16 protein-coding genes and 3 tRNA genes are annotated in these 14,004 nt (G+C 59.4%); 10 read left to right on the top strand and 9 right to left on the bottom strand.

Going from position 1 to position 14,004, the window contains the following annotated elements; translation table 11 throughout:
* Nucleotides 1-338 precede the first annotated feature (338 nt).
* The 8 genes from QN222_RS16785 to QN222_RS16750 form a co-directional block, all read right to left on the bottom strand.
* On the bottom strand, nucleotides 339-575 hold the full coding sequence (locus QN222_RS16785) for a hypothetical protein (RefSeq protein ID WP_283963416.1): 237 nt from the start codon (nucleotides 573-575) through the stop codon (nucleotides 339-341).
* Between the two features lie 532 nt (nucleotides 576-1,107).
* Nucleotides 1,108-1,356, bottom strand: coding sequence for a hypothetical protein (locus tag QN222_RS16780; RefSeq protein ID WP_283963417.1), 249 nt, complete (start codon nucleotides 1,354-1,356; stop codon nucleotides 1,108-1,110).
* Between the two features lie 95 nt (nucleotides 1,357-1,451).
* Nucleotides 1,452-2,660 (bottom strand): DUF3631 domain-containing protein, encoded by a 1,209-nt coding sequence (locus QN222_RS16775; RefSeq protein WP_283963418.1) that lies wholly within the window; start codon nucleotides 2,658-2,660, stop codon nucleotides 1,452-1,454.
* Nucleotides 2,647-3,540 (bottom strand): toprim domain-containing protein, encoded by an 894-nt coding sequence (locus QN222_RS16770; protein WP_283963419.1) that lies wholly within the window; start codon nucleotides 3,538-3,540, stop codon nucleotides 2,647-2,649. Before QN222_RS16770 ends, QN222_RS16775 begins: the two co-directional genes overlap by 14 nt.
* A complete protein-coding gene (locus tag QN222_RS16765; RefSeq protein ID WP_283963420.1) occupies nucleotides 3,540-3,740 on the bottom strand; it encodes a hypothetical protein in 201 nt (66 codons plus the stop codon). The genes QN222_RS16770 and QN222_RS16765 overlap by 1 nt, the downstream gene beginning before the upstream one ends.
* A gap of 235 nt (nucleotides 3,741-3,975) precedes the next feature.
* A complete protein-coding gene (locus QN222_RS16760) occupies nucleotides 3,976-4,194 on the bottom strand; it encodes a hypothetical protein (protein WP_283963421.1) in 219 nt (72 codons plus the stop codon).
* 174 nt (nucleotides 4,195-4,368) lie between these two features.
* Nucleotides 4,369-5,568, bottom strand: coding sequence for an integrase family protein (locus QN222_RS16755; protein ID WP_283963422.1), 1,200 nt, complete (start codon nucleotides 5,566-5,568; stop codon nucleotides 4,369-4,371).
* Nucleotides 5,569-5,817: 249 nt separating this feature from the next.
* Entirely contained in the window at nucleotides 5,818-6,759 is a 942-nt protein-coding gene (locus QN222_RS16750; RefSeq protein WP_283963423.1) for a LysR family transcriptional regulator, read from the bottom strand.
* A gap of 134 nt (nucleotides 6,760-6,893) precedes the next feature.
* Here QN222_RS16750 and QN222_RS16745 point away from each other — a divergent pair, with 134 nt between their 5' ends.
* Together QN222_RS16745 and QN222_RS16740 are read left to right on the top strand one after the other, a co-directional pair.
* The gene (locus QN222_RS16745; protein WP_283963424.1) at nucleotides 6,894-7,514 is read left to right on the top strand and encodes an FMN-dependent NADH-azoreductase; all 621 of its coding nucleotides are present in this window, start codon (nucleotides 6,894-6,896) and stop codon (nucleotides 7,512-7,514) included.
* 109 nt (nucleotides 7,515-7,623) lie between these two features.
* Nucleotides 7,624-7,896, top strand: coding sequence for a hypothetical protein (locus QN222_RS16740; RefSeq protein WP_283963425.1), 273 nt, complete (start codon nucleotides 7,624-7,626; stop codon nucleotides 7,894-7,896).
* Nucleotides 7,897-7,917: 21 nt separating this feature from the next.
* Here the strand turns inward: QN222_RS16740 and QN222_RS16735 are convergent, their stop codons facing one another.
* Nucleotides 7,918-8,793 (bottom strand): RNA methyltransferase, encoded by an 876-nt coding sequence (locus QN222_RS16735; RefSeq protein WP_283963426.1) that lies wholly within the window; start codon nucleotides 8,791-8,793, stop codon nucleotides 7,918-7,920.
* Between the two features lie 214 nt (nucleotides 8,794-9,007).
* Between QN222_RS16735 and QN222_RS16730 the strand changes: the two genes are divergently transcribed.
* From QN222_RS16730 to nusG, 8 genes are all read left to right on the top strand, one after another.
* Nucleotides 9,008-9,092 (top strand) — tRNA-Tyr (locus QN222_RS16730).
* A 23-nt stretch (nucleotides 9,093-9,115) separates the two neighbouring features.
* Nucleotides 9,116-9,189: transfer RNA gene (locus QN222_RS16725), tRNA-Gly, on the top strand.
* 263 nt (nucleotides 9,190-9,452) lie between these two features.
* Entirely contained in the window at nucleotides 9,453-10,628 is a 1,176-nt protein-coding gene (tuf, locus tag QN222_RS16720) for an elongation factor Tu (protein ID WP_153442062.1), read from the top strand.
* Between the two features lie 333 nt (nucleotides 10,629-10,961).
* Nucleotides 10,962-11,624, top strand: a complete 663-nt coding sequence (locus QN222_RS16715; protein WP_283963211.1) for a hypothetical protein — start codon at nucleotides 10,962-10,964, stop codon at nucleotides 11,622-11,624.
* A gap of 113 nt (nucleotides 11,625-11,737) precedes the next feature.
* The gene (locus QN222_RS16710; protein ID WP_283963210.1) at nucleotides 11,738-12,631 is read left to right on the top strand and encodes an NAD(P)-dependent oxidoreductase; all 894 of its coding nucleotides are present in this window, start codon (nucleotides 11,738-11,740) and stop codon (nucleotides 12,629-12,631) included.
* A gap of 169 nt (nucleotides 12,632-12,800) precedes the next feature.
* Nucleotides 12,801-12,876 (top strand) — tRNA-Trp (locus QN222_RS16705).
* A 199-nt stretch (nucleotides 12,877-13,075) separates the two neighbouring features.
* Entirely contained in the window at nucleotides 13,076-13,276 is a 201-nt protein-coding gene (gene secE / locus QN222_RS16700) for a preprotein translocase subunit SecE (RefSeq protein WP_136504339.1), read from the top strand.
* A gap of 16 nt (nucleotides 13,277-13,292) precedes the next feature.
* Nucleotides 13,293-13,823 carry a transcription termination/antitermination protein NusG gene (gene nusG, locus QN222_RS16695; protein ID WP_283963209.1) on the top strand — a complete coding sequence of 177 codons (531 nt, stop codon included), beginning with the start codon at nucleotides 13,293-13,295 and terminating at the stop codon, nucleotides 13,821-13,823.
* Nucleotides 13,824-14,004: the final 181 nt, after the last annotated feature.

Here is a 14,004-nt window from a genome sequence, read left to right as displayed (position 1 = left end):
GTCAGATCCCGCACGTAGGGCGGGTAGTCGCGGCCTTTCTTGGGTTCTGGCTCTGGTCACTGGCCCAATGGGCGCTCGACGCTCTAGCACTCGCTACCGCTGGCGAAAGGAAGCCGTCTCTCGCGACGCGATTGATTATGCCGAAGCTGGAACGGAGAAAAAGGCAGCTAGGTTGACCTACCCGGATAAAAGCAAAACTGTTTCAGCCTTGTGGTACTCCGATATGCCATCTCACAAGCAACTTGGTAGTTGCCGAGGCGGTCGCGGAACGATCTTACTACCGGTCCAGGCTTGATGCCGCAGTGGCAGTGCAATCGCGGTGCCAACTGGGAGAGTTACTACAAAGCTTCCCAAATGAAGCTTCCTCCGGCAACGAACAGGAAGAATACCATCGTCGCAAGGCCGATTTTCGTGATCACGTGCGGATCATACTCCATGCCTTCGATATGCGCAGGGGCCCCGAAGAACTCCACTTTCCCTCCCCATGCGATCAAGGCACCTAGCACGGCAACCCCCAAATACGGCTGGTGGAGGAAAACTGCTATGAGGAAGCAGACGGTGAGCGCGCTGGCCATTATTGTTCCGTGCTTGAACCGAAATGGCTTGCCGCGGCCCTGATAGGAATACCCGATGCTATTAATCACGTGCAGGAGGCCGATGACCGCAAGTGCTCCCCATGGGGACTTTATAAATTCGATCAGGAACGTGCCTCCTCGGCTTCAGTATTTTCAGCTTGTGGTAGAGTGACTATCACGCCTGAGTGCAAACGGTAGTGGCACCGATATTGTTGGTTAGCGAGCGGTTTCGCGGCAGTCCCGGCGGGGTCGCGCCAGTTCAGCGGTGGGTTGTAGCAGGGCTGAATATCGCAATTTTGTATAGACAAAGGGCTGAATTTTCATTTCCCGAAATCGCGCGCGACTGGGGGCCGCCGGTTTCGACCAGGTGGCCGAGGATTCCGAAACCGTCCCCCCGGCCATGGCCCCCGTGTCCTCAGGCAGACTTGCGCTTGCCTTGGGCAAGCATCAAGGCCGACCGTACGGCATCATCGATGTCGCTGACCAACCGATCATGCAATTCCGTCATCGTCGTTTCCTCCTTCGTTCGCCGTCAGAACGGTATGTCGGCATGGGTAAGTAACCGTTCGCGCATGAGCCGTTCGATGCGCTCGTTCACGTCCTGAGGCGCGCCGAGGAACTTGAAGTACCTGCCGACGAAAGCCGCATGATCGGCGGCCAGCTGTTCCTTGTCTCGCTCGTCGAAAGGAAGCCAGTCTCGGCCGATCTGGCCAAGGAAGTTCCAGCCCAGCTTCACATGGAAGTCATCGAGCATTCGCTGGTACATGTTCGCGTCGTCCATTTCCCTTCCTCCTTCATCGCCCAATCAGCGGCTCGGGCGGTGCCGTTCGAGTAAGCGGCGGTAGCGGCGGTAGCGGCTTCTTAGAGAAAGGCGCGCTATGACAGGTAGCGCTTCCAAGCATCATGGAAGTCCTCCTTCCGATACCCCTTTAGTACGCTACTGTTGCTACTACTAGTTGAACTATAGTCAGCTTCGTAAGTCTGAGCGTCAGAAGCGTCCAGCCTGACGTTACGGGAAGCGATCCCGTACATCTTCAACATTGCAGCTAACTTATTGGCAGTTAATGGTTTTCCCTTCAAGTCGCTCCATGGCGACTCGGGGAAGTCGTCACACAACCTCTCGATGAGTCGCTTCGTCGCGATCTTCTCGGTCGTCTCTCCGAAGACGTCCCGGATATCTGACAGAAGCTGAACGCCCAAACTGCGCGCTTTATCCTTAGAAGCCGCTACCAGCGCTACCGCGCTACCTCGCGCCCTGTCCGGCCAGTCCTTTCCAGCCTTGTCGGCGACGGCAAGTAGCGCTTCCCATACGTCCGCGTTGCGGTCGAAAACGCTACCCGGCATCTCCGGGATATAGCCTTCCATTTCCGCCATGATTTCCTTCGCCCATTGTTCCAGCCGCTCGCCGAGCGCCCTGGCTTGCGGTTCATGGAAGCGGCAGCGATAGGGTTCTATCGTTTCGTCCGCGGCGCGCTTGCGCATCGGGATGATGACAGAGCGCGTAAGGAGGGTTTCCGGCAAATGGCCGAGGCCAGCCAACGCAACGGCGCAATAGGCGGGAAACTCCTCGGTGATGATCTTCTTTCCCTTGAGCGCGCATCGCCCGGAAACAGCCCCGCGCCGATGCCCGGCATTGAGCAGCGCTCGGATCTCCTCGTTGTCCTTCTTCACCCTCGGTCCGAAAACGGTGTCGATTTCATCGTAAAGCAGCGTCGGTCGATCCTCGCTGCCGATCTTGCGGAACAGATAAGCGGGTGTGACGGTCGCCGCTTGCAGCGGGTTCGGCACCATCGGCGCGGTCAGTTCGAGCGAGCGCGTCTTGCCGCTTCCCGCCTCCGGTGAAATGAAGGCGATGCGCGGCGTCGACTCCCAACAATCCATGAACCAGCAATGCGCGATCCAGAGCGTATGCGCGACGAGTGCATGCTCGTCGGGATAGACGACGAAGCGGGCGAGGAAGGCGGCGATATCGTCGAGCAGCGCCGCCCCGTCGATTTTCGCCTTCGGCTTGTAGATATGGACGATGTTGCCGTCGCTGTCCGGTTTGATCTCGTCCGGTTCCCGCGGATCGTCATGCTTCGCCATAGTCGCGGCCTTCCTCACATCGCATGAAAATCACTACGCGTCTGCCAGCCTCGGCCCATCGCGCGGCGCAGCGCTTCGCCGCCTCAAGCCCGCGCCCGGATGCGTCGTTGTCCGCGAAGACGGTCAATTGCCTGACGCGTTCGAGAACAGGAAAGGCTTCGATCGCGCCCGCCGAGCCGAGCGCCCAAACGCTTGTGCCGCGCTCGAAAAGTTTGAGGCCGGTTTCGACGCCTTCACAGATCGCCAGACTGCCCAAGACGCGCTCGTCCGGTGTGATCTTGACGGCACATCCGCCGGTCGGTCCGAGCATCGCCTTGCGGTGCCCGCGTCCCCATATGCGATGGATCGCCGTAACCGGCGGATCGAGGAACGGGTCGTCCGGGATCTCCGTCAGGATCGGTTCGAAGGCGACGAGCATCGCCGGTCCGGCGGGCAGATCCGGGCGCGGGCAATGCGGATGGAAACGGAAGGTGCGGCGTCTGACATAGTCTTCGTCGGGAAGCTCGATGCCGCGAAGGCGCAGGTAGCTTTCCGCCCAGGTGTGGCGCGCATCGATCGATTGCCGCCACAGCGCCGCGGCAAGCGCCTGTTTGCGCCGCCGGGACTCCTCGTCGCGCCGCCTTGCCTCGGCGAACTTGCGATCGATGGCGGCGCGTTCGGCTGGTTCCAAATGTCGCGTTGACGCGGAATTTGCGACGGCAAAGCCGGAAACACCGCAGCGGGCGCAGCAATAGGAAATGCCGTGATCGAGCTGCCAGAGGCGCATCACGCGGCGTTTGCGGTTGGAAGGATCGCGGCGGTTCGGCCCGCACTCCGGACAGGCGACATCGGCTTGCATGCGGTTTGCGAGCATCGATTGAAGCGCGGCGTGATCCATCATCACCGCTCCTCGTCGTCGAGGACGATCCGCCCGAAAACCGTGTATTTCTCGAACCACCAATACCAGACGCGCCAGTCCGGTGCCGGCGGTGCCGGACGCGTGCCGAAACCGCCGTCTGGATCTTCGAAATACCGGTCGCGGGTGCAGCTGGCTTCAATCGTTCCGTTGGAAATCCGGATTGCTTCGTGCCACTCGCGCATCATCCGTCCTCCTGTCGGATCGGGACGAGGCGGTTTGCCTTTGAGGCAAGCTGGTCGGGCGCGTTTGTCCGGGAAGCGTGGCGGGAGCGAAGCCCGCCCGCCATGTCAGCTTGCGCTCTTGGCCGAAAGGCCGGGAAGGTTTAGATTTGAGGGGATGATCATGGTTTCCCTGAAGCCTTCTTGGTTATCAACGGTTGCGCCGTCGGTCCCCTAAAACCGGCGGCGTTTCATGTTTTCACTCTGCCGCCTCTTGCGCGCGCATACGGTCGATGTCCTCGTCGAGTTCGTCGGCCCACCAGTAAACCCGCGACTGCATGCAGTTGCCGTTCTTGTACGGCGGACGGATGATCCCTTCCCGGATCAGCCGGTTGAGATCCCACGTGCTGCCAACGATGCCCGAAGCGATGACGTGTTTCTTGCGGACTTTCACAATACCGGGAAAATACCTTGACATGAAAAACCCTCCGGATTTTGCCGCGCCGGTATATTTTGAAACGCTTTAGGAGGATTTCAACAAAAAAATAACAATATGATAAGTAAACAAATATGCAGATCTGAAGATATAGCTTTTCCTGTCAGGAAAACAACAGGATGCGTTAGTAAATCTCCAGATCTGCAAATTAATATTTCAGGCTTTTTTCGCCTTTGCCTTGAGTATGCCGTCGAGCTTGTCGGCCCATACCGCCAGCGCCTTGGCCTTGGCCTTGGCCATCGTGCCGTGCAGGTAGTGTCCGTCCGCCCCTTCGATGGCGTGGTTCATGCACGCGGAAATGACGTCACGGTGAAACAGCGGCATGTCATCCGCGTCCGTCATGTCTTGCAACGTCGTCGTGATCGTTCGTCTGAGATCGTGATGACGCCAGCCGGTGACGCCGCAAAGCTCGTCCAGTTCCACCTTGAACTTCGAGATCCCGCCAAGCTCGCCCTTCTTGCCGGGAAAGGCGAACTCGCCAGCCTTGCCGGTTCCAAGCTGATCGAGCGCCAGTTGCGGCAGCTTGAGCAGATGCTCACGCGCGCTCTTGTTGTCCTCCTCGGTCTGTCGCCAGCGGCCATCGATGATCGTGCCGTGCTTGATCGCGGCGGCTTCGGAAATACGCGCCGGAACCACCATGAGAAACCGGACGAGTCTGCCGTAGGCCTTGCCCTCGGCGCTTTCCATTTTCAGGCAAGCGTTCCAGATTGCCAGCAGTTCGGCGTCGTCGAGCACATGTTTCCTTTTGACGAGTCCCGGCCCCGCGCGGGTGATCGCCGGGATGAAGTTCACCGAGATCATGTCTTCTTTGGCAAACCAGTCCATCGGCGTCGACAGATAGGCAAGCATGCGGTCGCTCATCTGCGGCGCGTTCTTTGCCACCTTGTCGCGCACCTTCCGGACATCGGCTTTCGTCAGATCGCGCAACGGCAGCTTGAGGTAATCGGCGAAGTTCCTGCGGATGGTGCGCAGCGCCTCGTCGAGCGTTTTCAGGCCCCGGCCACCTTTCTTGCGGCGCATCTTTTCGTACTTGTCGAGCGCGTCCTCGAACGTGATGCCACCCTGTTTCGGATGCGGCGGCGTTTCGTCCGTGACGGGCACGCCCGCCTCGACGCGGTTGAGGATTTCCCGCGCCTTCTCGCGGGCGGTGCCAAGCCCCATGCTCGTCGATCCTTCCGGCGCGTTCGGGACGTAGTGGCCGATGGTGTCGGTTTCCTGTTTGCCGCCCGCGCCGACATAACGCAGCGTCCAGGTGCGCCGCTTCTTGCCGACGCGCAGCGACAAGCCCGGAACGATGTGATCTTTGTGGACGCCCTCCGGAAGCGTATCGAGAGCTGCCGCGTTGAGTTTTTTCATGGGTGCGAAACCTACTGATTGGCCGATTTTTTTCGCGAGATTTTCGCGAGCCATACCTTTAACATACCATTTCAAAGGAAACTATAGGGTTCTAAAATAGGTAATAAAATCAGTGCATTGTAATAAATTAAGTTCTTGAAAATAAACGATTTGAGACTGATTTGTAATCAGTAGGTCGGGAGTTCGAGTCTCTCTGGGGGCACCATTTTTCAACGGCTTAGCTGCATTCCCCCCTCATTCAGCTTCTGATCAGATGTCGAACAATGCCGCCGGTCTCGGGTCGAATTCGACGCAGCGCGCCATGGCAGTGAACAGGTTCTCGGCGAGATAGTCGATCAGGGCGCGCGTTGCGGGGAGCAGGCCGCGCCGGGACGGGAAGACGAGGTGGACCATGACATCGCCGGATGTCCATTCCGGCAGGACCGGAGCGAGGACGCCCGTGCGGAAGGCGCGTTCGCAGATATGGTCCGGCAACAGCGCTATTCCCATGCCCTCGATCGCGGCGCGCTCAAGAATGAGGAAATCGCTGCAGCCGATGATCGGCCGGTGGGCTATTTCGGTTGCTGTTCCGTCGGCATGGAACAGCCGCCAGGTGTCGTTGGTATGTTGCTCGTTCGTCGAAAGCGTCGGCATCTGGGCAAGATTGTCGATGGTGATGCCGTTGAGACGGGCGAGAAGCGTCGGGCTTGCTGCAAGCCGCTGGCGCACGGTGCCGAACTGGCGCACGATCAATTGATTGTCGGTGTCAAGCTGTTCGCGAGCCCGCAGAGCGACATCGATTCGCTCTTCGACCAGATCGAGGCGCCTGTTGGTCGTCGTGATCAGCAAGCGAACGCCGGGATATCGGCGATGAAAGCCCGGCAGGATGTCAGCCAGCATCGGCGTGAAGCCAAACGGACAGCCGAGCCGGACGATCCCTGTCGGTTCGGCGCGCACTGCCGCGATTTCGGCCTCGGCCGCTTCGACGCCGTCCAGCAATCCCTGGCAATGCTCGTAGAAGACGGTCCCGATTTCGGTCATGCGCAGCTTGCGCGTCGAGCGCTCGAGCAGACGGACGCCAAGTTGTTCTTCCAGGCGCGCGACATGCTTGCTGAGCTTCGATTTTGGGATGTTGAGGTCTCGCGCTGCAGCGCTGAAGCCGTTGTTTCTTACGACGGCCGCGAAAAGAGCGATGTCATTAAGGTCCTGCATTCCTGTCTCCGGAGGCCTTCTTACCCATGGATTGTTTCTATCAGGAAACAGAATGTCAAATATCTGCGCACTTATCCTGCGATTGTTTTCCGATCATATGAGGGACACCGCAACGCAACATAAAGGTGCCTCCCATGAAAGTCCTTCACATCGACTCCGGCATTCTCGGAGAACATTCGGTTTCCCGTCGCCTGACGGCGGCGATCGTCTCGCAGATCAAGGCCGACCGGCCGGATGCCGAGATCACCTATCGCGACCTGGTCGCCAACGGTGTTCAGCACCTCACCGGTTCGCAGATCATGGCCCCGGCCGATCTTGGTGGCGTGGAGCCGGTTCTCGCCGCCGACGTTCAGAGCGGTCGCCGCATGCTGGAAGAATTCCTGGCCGCCGACACGGTCGTCATCGGTGCGCCCATGTACAACTTCTCCATTCCGAGCCAACTCAAGGCCTGGATCGATCGCCTCGCCGTCGCCGGCAAGACCTTCCGCTACACTGAAGCTGGCCCGGAAGGGCTCGCAAAGGGCAAGAAGCTCATCATCGCCTCGACGCGCGGCGGACATTATTCCGCTGGCCCGGCCGCAGCCATGGACCATCAGGAGAGCTACCTGAGGACGGTTTTCGGCTTCTTCGGCATCACCGACGTGGAATTCGTGCGGGCCGAGGGCCTCAATCTCGGTGACGATTCGAAGCAGTTCGCGATTGCCGAGGCCGAAAAAGTAATCACGGCCGGCAACGTCCTTCGCCTGGCGAGCTAAGACATTCATCTGGACCGTGAAATATCGGTTCGTTGCGGAGAATGCCGGCTGTGAAAGCAGCCGGCATTCTCCGTTTTTATTGGCCGTCATTTCGCGCTAATATCCGCCCATGAAACATCTGTGCGCGATGCCGGTTGCAACGCTGTCGCTGGCGGCGATCTTGGCCGCCGGAAGCGTTCTTGCGGCCCCGCCCGACGCGCGCTGTACCTGCCGCAATCGTGACGGATCGAAATACGAGCTTGGGCAAACCGCCTGCATCAGGGTAGGCGGCATTTCCTATCTGGCGCGCTGCGAAATGAACCTCAACGTGAGCACCTGGAAGAAATTGCGGGACGGATGCCCGACCGCTCAGATCGGAACGGCGGACATGCGCCTTGATTGAATTTGATTGAAGCCCGGGCGCCTAAATCTTCAAGAATTGTCTGGCCGCATACATGGCAATCGCCGCAGCGTTCGAGACGTTCAGCGATTTGATTGCTCCCGGCATGTCGAGCCGGGCAAGCGCGCTTACCGTCTGACGCGTCTTCTGCCGCAATCCCTTGCCCTCCGACCCCAATACGAGGGCAATCCTGTCGCCGGCGAAGGTACCTTCTAGCGGTTCCGGGCCTTCCGAATCGAGACCGATCGTCAGAAAGCCGAGCTTGTGCAGTTCGTCTATCGCATCGGCGAGGTTGGTGATCTGGATGTAAGGGATCAGTTCCAGCGCGCCGGAAGCGGATTTTGCCAGGACACCCGACTCGGTCGGGCTGTGGCGCATCGTGGTGATGAGTGCGCCGGCATCGAAGGCGACCGCGGAGCGCATGATTGCGCCGACATTGTGGGGATCGGTCACCTGGTCGAGCACTAGAATCAGCGGGCAGTCGCGCAGCGCTTCGAGTCTGCGGTGCGGCAACGGCCGCGTTTCGAGCATCACGCCCTGGTGGATGGCGTCCGGGCCGAGAATCCTGTCCAGATCCTGCGGCGTTACCACCTCGGTCGGGAAGGGAAGCGCAGACAGGTCGCCGAGTTCCAGCCGGGCAGCCGCGTTCTGGGTTACCGAGAGACGAACGATTTTCCGTTCCGGATTGTCGAGGGCGGCGCGAACCGTATGCAGACCATAAAGAAGCACCTGCTCGGGTGCCAGCGCCGGAGGCTTCCAATCGGCAGGCATCTTCTTGCGCTTGTCCTGCCTGGGCGTGGGGATCTCGCCACGCTCGCGCCGGGCGTCGCGGTGGGCGCGCCGGAGATTGGCATAATGGGTGTCCTTGGCGCTCTTGTCGCCGCTCTTGTCCTTGCTCATGTGCGTCTTATAGTGACGTTCGATCGCCGTTGGAAACGCTTTCGGCAATCTTCGCCTGCACCGCTGTGGAGAAATTCTGAAATTTTGCGTTTCGCCGTGTTGACAGGACGGAGGAGGGCGGTCATATACCCGGCGCAGATCGCGAGGCGGCAGCAAACGTCGCCGCTTCCTTTACGATCTCAAATGCTTGGTCGATTGATCCCGACAGAATAATGGAGGGATGCCCGAGTGGTTAAAGGGGACGGACTGTAAATCCGTTGGCTCAGCCTACGTTGGTTCAAATCCAACTCCCTCCACCATTCTGCTTCTGGATCGAAGGCCCGCGGGTATAGCTCAATGGTAGAGCAGCAGCCTTCCAAGCTGAATACGCGGGTTCGATTCCCGCTACCCGCTCCAGCTTTATTCCAGCATCGCCAAGACAGCTCAGGCAGCACTTCAAGTAAGCGTCACATGTCGATGATTGTGCTTGTGTTCGCGCGTCTAAAGGGCCGCCGCGCTGACATCCGGCGCGTCGTTCGATCCCGAGGCGCCGAACGGCTGTGCAGCACCATCCCGGCGCACACAATTAAGTCTTGCGCAAATCCCGCGAAACCCTTAAACGGCTCGACAAACCGGCCCGGCCGGCTGATCCATCTTATTTGACCACAGGAAACGTACCCATGGCAAAGAGCAAATTTGAGCGCAACAAGCCGCACGTTAACATTGGCACGATTGGCCACGTTGACCATGGCAAGACGTCGCTGACGGCAGCGATCACGAAGTACTTCGGCGAGTTCAAGGCGTATGACCAGATCGACGCTGCGCCGGAAGAAAAGGCCCGTGGTATCACCATTTCGACGGCGCACGTCGAATACGAGACGCCGAACCGTCACTACGCGCACGTCGACTGCCCCGGCCACGCCGACTATGTCAAGAACATGATCACCGGCGCGGCGCAGATGGACGGCGCGATCCTGGTTGTTTCGGCTGCCGACGGCCCGATGCCGCAGACCCGCGAGCACATCCTGCTCGCCCGCCAGGTCGGCGTTCCGGCAATCGTCGTGTTCCTGAACAAGGTCGACCAGGTTGACGACGCCGAGCTCCTCGAACTCGTCGAACTCGAAGTTCGCGAACTGCTGTCGTCCTACGAATTCCCGGGCGACGACATTCCGATCATCAAGGGCTCGGCGCTCGCCGCGCTTGAAGATTCCGACAAGAAGATCGGCGAAGATGCGATCCGCGAGCTGATGGCAGCGGTTGACGCCTACATCCCGACGCCGGAGCGTCCGATCGACCTGCCGTTCCTGATGCCGATCGAAGACGTGTTCTCGATCTCGGGCCGCGGCACGGTTGTGACCGGTCGCGTCGAGCGCGGCATCATCAAGGTCGGTGAGGAAGTCGAGATCGTCGGCATCCGTCCGACGACGAAGACGACCTGCACGGGCGTTGAAATGTTCCGCAAGCTGCTCGACCAGGGCCAGGCCGGCGACAACATCGGCGCGCTGCTGCGCGGTGTCGACCGCAACGGCGTCGAGCGCGGCCAGATCCTGTGCAAGCCGGGTTCGGTCACGCCGCACACGAAGTTCAAGGCGGAAGCCTACATCCTGACGAAGGAAGAAGGTGGCCGTCATACGCCGTTCTTCACCAACTACCGTCCGCAGTTCTACTTCCGCACGACGGACGTGACCGGCATCGTGACGCTGCCGGAAGGCACGGAAATGGTGATGCCGGGCGACAACGTGACGGTTGACGTCGAGCTGATCGTGCCGATCGCGATGGAAGAAAAGCTGCGCTTCGCGATCCGCGAAGGCGGCCGCACCGTCGGCGCCGGCATCGTCGCATCGATCATCAAGTAATGATCGCAAAGACGATGCTGTCAGCTGCCGACGGCAGCAGGGAAGGTGCAAATGGCGCGCAAGCGCGATTTGCACGCGGCGCCGGCGTCGTCGCTTCGATCATCAAGTAATCCCGGCTAGTCCGGATTTCGAGAGCCCCCGCAGGCAACTGCGGGGGCTCTCTGCTTTGGGTGATCAACGCATCTGCTTCGGAGCCGATGTATGCAACAGGGCTCGCGGGATCCAATGCGCGCGGTCGCCGATGAGCATAAGGTCGTCACAGATCTGCATTATCTTCCGAACCTGACGATTTTGCCGGAATGGCAACGGTTGTGACCGAGGATCGGAATTCCAATGAAAAGACGTATTGCTACGCGCCTCGCTGCGGTCGGCATCGCGTTTGTTTGTGTCGGGCCTTCTCCGCGAACAGCGTCAGCTGCCGATGATGCCCCGCTTATCTGGGCGCCCGCAAAGACTGGGATCAATGCCTACAGGCTGCGGCTCGGCGTGCGTTTCCCCTGGCGCTGGGATACGACTGCAGGGGCCGAGTTCTCGATGGGGGCGGCGCAGTCGGGGAAGATCACTCCGCCGGCCGCGCCGGTGCGGCTCTGGGGTGCGCTTTCGCGCAGGACCGGGCGCGCGGCTACCCGCTCCTCGCAACTCAGCCTGGACTTCAACGCCTTGAGTGGCGCCGGCAATGTAGGCGCCGCCACCGCGCGCACATGGATGGTTACGCCGACCGTCGATGCCGAGGTCCACCGCAGCATTGCCCTTCAGTGCAATACCTATGAGAACAGTTGCGCCAAGCCGCGGTTGACGCAAACGGCCAAGCTGGCGTCTCCGGCGACCCGGACGTCAGTTGTCGCGCAGGGTGAGCTTTCCACCGACGGTGTCAACAGCGTGAGCCGCATCGGCTTCGAACAGAAGTTCGGCAATCTGCAGCTCGGCGCAGCTGTCGTCGATCCGCTGCTGGCGCCACGCAGTGTGTTCGACATTCGCTATAGCCTGAGATGGTGAGGTAACGAACGCCGGCCACAGTGTGGTGCTTGGTGTCGGGGTATTGCGCAACGTGGACCATCTTGTGCAAAGGCACAAAGCGCCTAACTATTATTTTTTTGCGGGGAGGAGTTATGAAGAAGCGGATTCTCTTTACCGGCGGCGCAGGCAAGGCCGGACGGCATGCCGTGCCTTATCTGGTTGATGCGGGTTACGAGGTGCACAATGTCGACCTTGTTCCGCTCGACAGCCCCGGTGTCACCAACCTGGTCGCCGACATCACCGACAGCGGCCAGATGTTCAATGCGCTCTCCATGCATCGGGACTTTCCCGATCTCGATCAAGGGCCGCGACCCTTCGATGCGGTCGTGCACTTTGCCGCCATTCCGCGCATCCTCATCAAGCCGGACAATGAGACTTTCCGGGTCAACGTTATGGGCACCTACAACGTGATCGAAGCGGCGGTGAAACTCGGTATCCGCAAGATCATCGTTGCCTCGAGCGAGACGACTTATGGCGTCTGCTTTGCGGAGGGCCATCGCGATTTCCACCATTTCCCGCTCGAGGAGGACTACGACGTCAACCCGATGGACTCCTACGGTCTTTCCAAGGTGGTGAACGAGAAGACGGCTCGCGCCTTTGCGGAGCGCTCGGGGTTCGACATCTACGCGTTGCGTATTGGCAATGTGATCGAGCCGCATGAATATGCGAACTTCCCGCACTACTTCGCCAATCCTGAAATCCGGAAAAGGATTGCCTGGAGCTATATCGACGCACGTGACCTCGGCCAGATCGTCAAGCTCTGTGTAGAGAAGGACGGCCTCGGCTTTGCGATATTCAACGCTGCGAACGACACCGTCTCAGCCGATACGCCTTCCCGTGAACTCGCCAAGCGGTTTTATCCGAATGTTCCCTTCAAAAGAGAGATCGGTGAGTTCGAAGGCCTTCTCTCGAACAGGAAGATTCGCGAGGTCCTCGGGTTCAAGGAGGAACATGACTGGCGAAAATACGTAGAGGTGGAGAACTGAAGCGTCGTGACCGTCTGCGGCGTCGACAATGTCCCAGGCGGTCTGCGAAATTTTCTTGGAACTTTTTTCCCTTTTGTCGCAAATGCGCTTGAAAGCGTCCGGCAAACTGAATAAGAAGCCGCAGACTTGAGACGCGCGCGGGCCTTTTGGCCGGTCGGCGTCTCGGTTTAGGGGTATAGCTCAGTTGGTAGAGCGGCGGTCTCCAAAACCGCAGGTCGGGGGTTCGAGCCCCTCTGCCCCTGCCAGTTTCGTCATTCTTGCCTCATCGTCGGAATTCGGCCAGAATGAAAAGAGTAGGGCGGCGCGGCCGTCTTTTTATATTCACAAAAAAGACTGATTGGCTCTTGTGGTTTTCGGAATCGGTCTTTATGTAGGGTCCAAACAGACACGCGGTGCGTGGGGCTGAATCATCGGCTTTACGCGCCGTAATGGCGTGAGCATTTTATGGCATCCAAAACGAATCCGTTCACGTTTCTGCAGCAGGTTCGCTCTGAAACGTCAAAAGTGACTTGGCCTTCACGGCGCGAGACGATGATCTCGACGCTGATGGTCTTCGTCATGGTCTCTTTTGCCGCCGCCTTTTTCTTTGGTGCGGACCAGTTGATGGGCTGGCTGATGAGCCTCGTCCTCAACGTTGGCGCTTGATTGGGTGGAGAGTAGCATGGCTGCGCGCTGGTATATCGTTCACGCCTATTCGAATTTCGAAAAGAAGGTCGCCGAGTCGATCGAGGAGAAGGCCAAGCAGAAGGGTCTGGATCACCTTTTCGAGAAGATTCTCGTTCCGACCGAAAAGGTCGTCGAGATTCGCCGCGGCCGCAAGGTCGACTCGGAGCGCAAGTTCTTTCCGGGTTACGTGCTTGTTCGCGCCAATCTGACCGATGAGGCCTATCACCTCATCAAGAATACGCCGAAGGTCACCGGGTTCCTCGGGACCGACAGCAAGCCCGTTCCGATTCCGGATCATGAGGCCGAGCGGATTCTTGGTCAGGTCCAGGAAGGCGTTGATCGTCCGAAGCCGTCGATTTCGTTCGAGATCGGCGAACAGGTCCGGGTATCGGATGGTCCGTTCGCTTCCTTCAACGGCATCGTTCAGGATGTTGATGAAGAGCGGTCGCGTTTGAAGGTCGAGGTTTCGATCTTTGGTCGCGCGACCCCTGTCGAGCTGGAATATGGCCAGGTCGAAAAGGTCTGAAAAACGCAGGTTTTAAAAGGATGGAACGGGTCGATTGGCCTGTTCCGGCGGAGTGATCCGCATGCGCGTGGGAGGTGTCCGGTCTTAGCCGGGTCGGTTTATCCGCACCACGCAACCGCAGCCGCCGGCCGAAGGGCCGGCAAACAGCCGGGTAACCGGCTCAACAGTTCCTCTTCCGGCT

The organism is Sinorhizobium sp. 6-70 (assembly GCF_030124375.1).
Classification (GTDB): domain Bacteria; phylum Pseudomonadota; class Alphaproteobacteria; order Rhizobiales; family Rhizobiaceae; genus Sinorhizobium.
This window is presented reverse-complemented; position numbering and strand designations above follow the sequence as displayed.